Origin of the sequence: Nocardiopsis sp. TNDT3, assembly GCF_003427465.1 — a bacterium.
GTDB lineage: Bacteria > Actinomycetota > Actinomycetes > Streptosporangiales > Streptosporangiaceae > Nocardiopsis > Nocardiopsis dassonvillei.
On record NZ_QPFC01000028.1, the window covers coordinates 1 to 3,512 of the forward strand.

Here is a 3,512-nt window from a genome sequence, read left to right on the forward strand (position 1 = left end):
GGATACGCCTGCAACAGGAGGTCGACCGCGGCGGGCTGGCGGTACAGGAGGTCGCGCATCGCGGTGACGTAGTGGGCGATCCGCTCCCCGGCGTCGTCCAAGGCCCGGGTGCGGTCGATGGCGGCGTACAGCTCGGCCGCGACCACCTCCTCGACGACGGCCTCGATGAGGCCGACCCTGCCGCCGAACCGGTTGAAGATCGTGGCCTTGCTCACCCCGGCCGCCCGGGCGACCTCCTCCAGCGGCACGGTCAGGCCCCGCCCCCGGAAGACGTCGATCGCGGCGCGCCGGATCTGCTCGGCGTTGCGCTTGGCGTCGGCCCGCAGGCGGGGCCCCGAAGACGCCGCACCCGTCATGGCCGCCCACCGTCCCCCACCGCCGTCACAACAACTTGACTCATATGGTCAGTTTACCTAGTGTCATCGGCGCGAGCGAAGTTGACCGATCTGGTCAACTTAAGCGCGGGTGGCCGACCACCAAACCCGTGCCGCTTCCGCCCGGGCCCGGGGACCGCCGTACGCGCACCCCGCCGGGGCGTCGGGTTCCCCGGCACCGCCGCGACCCGCCCACCTGGCCGGGCACGGACACACATGGAGAGGACCACAGGCATGATCGTCGTCACCGGCGCCACCGGCGCACTCAACGGGGCCACCGTCGAGCACCTCCTCAGGCGCGTCCCGGCCGACCGGATCGGCGTCAGCGCGCGCGACGTCGCCAGGGCGCGGCACCTCGCCGACCGCGGGGTGCGTGTGCGACAGGGCTCCTACGACGACCCGGCCGCGCTGCGCGACTCCTTCGAGGGCGCCGACCAGGTGCTCCTGGTCTCCTCCGGCGACACGGAGGCCGACGTGGTCGGCCAGCACCGCGTCGCGATCGAGGCGGCCGTCGCGGCCGGCGCCCGGCGGATCCTCTACACCAGCCAGCACGGCGCCGCCGCCGACAGCCCCTACCTCCCGGCGCGCCTGCACGCCGCCACCGAGGCGATCCTCGCCGGGTCGGGAACCGCCTGGACCGCGCTGCGCTACGGGTTCTTCGGCAGCCTGGACCTCCTGCTCGGCCCGTGGCAGCGGACCGGGGTGATCGCCCAACCGGCGGACGGCCCCCTCCCCTGGGCCGACCGCGCCGACCTGGCCGAGGCCGCGGCGGTCATCCTCACCGGTGAGCGCTCCTTCAACGGACCCGTCACCCTCGCACCGCCCGGGTCCGTCACCCTCGGCGACTTCGCCCGGATCGCCTCCGAACTCACCGGCCGCGACATCGAACGCGTCGTCGTGGACGACGAGCGCTGGAGCGCCGAGCAGGTCGCGAGCGGCGTCCCGGAACACGTGGTCGGGCTGACGCTCATGATGTCGCGGGCCGCCCGCGACGGGTACTTCGCGGGACACCACCCGCTGCTGACCGAGCTGCTCGGCCGCGAGCCCCGCAGCGCCGCCGAACAGCTGGTGGACCACATCGCGGCCTCGGGAGCCTCCTCACCGACCGCCTGACCGCCGCCCGGCAAGGGACCAAGGAACTTTTCTTCCCCCGTCAGGTGAAGTACCCCTTCGTCCATGAGCGACAGCAGAAGGATCACCTGGGAAGGCTTCTTCAACACCCGCGACCTCGGCGGCCTGCCGAGTCGGGACGGACGCGGCGTCCGCCGGGGCGCCTTCATCCGCTCCGCCGACCCGCGCTTCGTCACCGACAGGGGCTGGCGGGCCGCCTACGAGGCGGGTGTGCGCACCGTCGTGGACCTGCGCAACCCCGACGAGATCCGTCCGGCTCCGGGTGAGGGCCCCACGAGCCGGGGCGGGTCCGCCGCCTTCCCCGCGGATTCGGCCCCGACTCCCCTGCCCGCCGGGATGACGCGTCTGGAGGTGGCCCTGGACCATGTCGAGGACGTCGGGTTCTGGCAGGAGGTCAACCGCCGACGGTTGAACGGGAGCCCGCTCTACTACCGCCCCTTCCTGGACCGCAAGGCCGAACGGTGCGCCGCGGTGGTCACCGCCCTGGCCCAGGCCGGGCCGGGCGGCGTCCTGTTCCACTGCGGGGCCGGACGCGACCGCACCGGACTGGTCGCCCTGCTGCTGCTCGCCCTGGCCGACGTCGGAGCCGAGGCGATCGCCGACGACTACGAGCTGTCCACGACCGAACTCGTCCCGCTCTTCGCCGCGATGGGGCAACCGGACCAGGGCGCCGTGATCGAGGCCGTGCTGTCCGAGCGCGGCCTGACCCTGCGCGACACCGTCCTGGACGCCCTGCGCGGGCTGGACGCGCACGCCTACCTGCTGGCGGCGGGGGTCGCGGAGGAGGACCTGGCCGTCCTCCGGGAACGGCTCCTGGACTGACCACGCCTCCGCACGGCACGGTCCGCCCGTCCGAACAACGGATGGGCGGGCCTACCAGCCCGGTCGGTGGCCGGGCCGCCCCCCGGGGAACGCTCAGCCGCGCAGCCGCGCGTTGAGCCGTGCGGCCTGCCGCGTGAGGTGGTCGCGTTCGGGCAGGTTGGGCGCCGACCGGGCGGCCTCGGCGTAGAGCCGCGCCGCGGTGGCCGGATCGCCGTCGCGCTCACGCAGGTACGCGGCGGCGGCGCTGTGCCGGGGCACGGAGGGGTCCACCTCCGCCAGGGCGGCCAGACCCGCCCGCGGACCGTCGGCCTCACCGACCGCGACGGCCCGGTTGAGGCGGGCCACGGGGCTGTCGGTGAGGCGCACCAGTTCGTCGTACCACTCGACGATCTGCGTCCAGTCGGTCTCCTCGGCCGTCCGGGCGTCGGCGTGCAGGGCGGCGATCGCGGCCTGGGCCTGGTACTCGCCCAGGCGGTCGCGGGCCAGGGCCGCCTGGAGCACGCCGACGCCCTCGGCGATCATGCGGGTGTCCCACAGGCCGCGGTCCTGCTCGGCGAGGGGCACCAGCCTGCCGTCGGGACCGGTCCGCGCCGGGCGCCGGGCGTGGTGCAAAAGCATGAGCGCGAGCAGCCCCGCGACCTCCTCGTGGTCGATCGCGGCCGCGAGCTGGCGGGTGAGCCGGATCGCCTCGGCGGCGAGGTCGACGTCTCCGGAGTAGCCCTCGTTGAAGACCAGGTAGAGCACGCGCAGCACGGTGGCGACGTCGCCGGGCCGGTCGAACCGGACGCCAGCGACGGTCCGCTTGGCCCTGCTGATGCGCTGGGCCATGGTCGCCTCCGGCACGAGGTAGGCCCGCGCGATCTGGCGCGTGGTCAGGCCGCCGACCGCGCGCAGCGTGAGCGCCACGGCCGAGGCCGGTGTCAGGGACGGGTGCGCGCACAGGAAGTACAACCGGAGCGTGTCGTCCACCGCCTCGCCCGGGCCGGGTACGGGTTCGGCCTCGACGCGTACCTCGCGGTGCCGTCGGGAGGTGTCGGCGCGGGCGGCGTCGAGGAACTTGCGCCAGGCCACCGTGACCAGCCAGCCCCTGGGGTCGTGCGGCGGGTGGTCCGGCCACACGCGCACAGCCTCGACCAGGGCTTCCTGTACGGCGTCCTCGGCCGCGGCGAAGTCCGCTCCGCGGCG

Annotated in this window: 4 protein-coding genes; 2 read left to right on the forward strand and 2 right to left on the reverse strand. The window is 74.5% G+C overall.

What is annotated here, in order from left to right:
- Nucleotides 1-356, reverse strand: a 356-nt coding sequence (locus DQW06_RS00715; RefSeq protein ID WP_117197764.1) for a TetR/AcrR family transcriptional regulator, incomplete at its 3' end; no start/stop codon positions are given.
- Between the two features lie 252 nt (nucleotides 357-608).
- Here DQW06_RS00715 and DQW06_RS00720 point away from each other — a divergent pair.
- Nucleotides 609-1,487 (forward strand): NAD(P)H-binding protein, encoded by an 879-nt coding sequence (locus DQW06_RS00720; protein ID WP_117197765.1) that lies wholly within the window; start codon nucleotides 609-611, stop codon nucleotides 1,485-1,487.
- A gap of 63 nt (nucleotides 1,488-1,550) precedes the next feature.
- Nucleotides 1,551-2,327 carry a tyrosine-protein phosphatase gene (locus DQW06_RS00725; RefSeq protein WP_117197766.1) on the forward strand — a complete coding sequence of 259 codons (777 nt, stop codon included), beginning with the start codon at nucleotides 1,551-1,553 and terminating at the stop codon, nucleotides 2,325-2,327.
- A gap of 93 nt (nucleotides 2,328-2,420) precedes the next feature.
- Here DQW06_RS00725 and DQW06_RS00730 read toward each other — a convergent pair.
- On the reverse strand, nucleotides 2,421-3,512 hold a 1,092-nt coding region (locus DQW06_RS00730), incomplete at its 5' end, for an RNA polymerase sigma factor (protein ID WP_117197767.1).

Excerpts from the sequence above, each read along its gene's own strand:
- DQW06_RS00720 (WP_117197765.1), top strand. The coding sequence starts at position 609 with ATGATCGTCGTCACCGGCGCCACCGGCGCACTCAACGGGGCCACCGTC.
- DQW06_RS00725 (WP_117197766.1), top strand. The coding sequence starts at position 1,551 with ATGAGCGACAGCAGAAGGATCACCTGGGAAGGCTTCTTCAACACCCGC.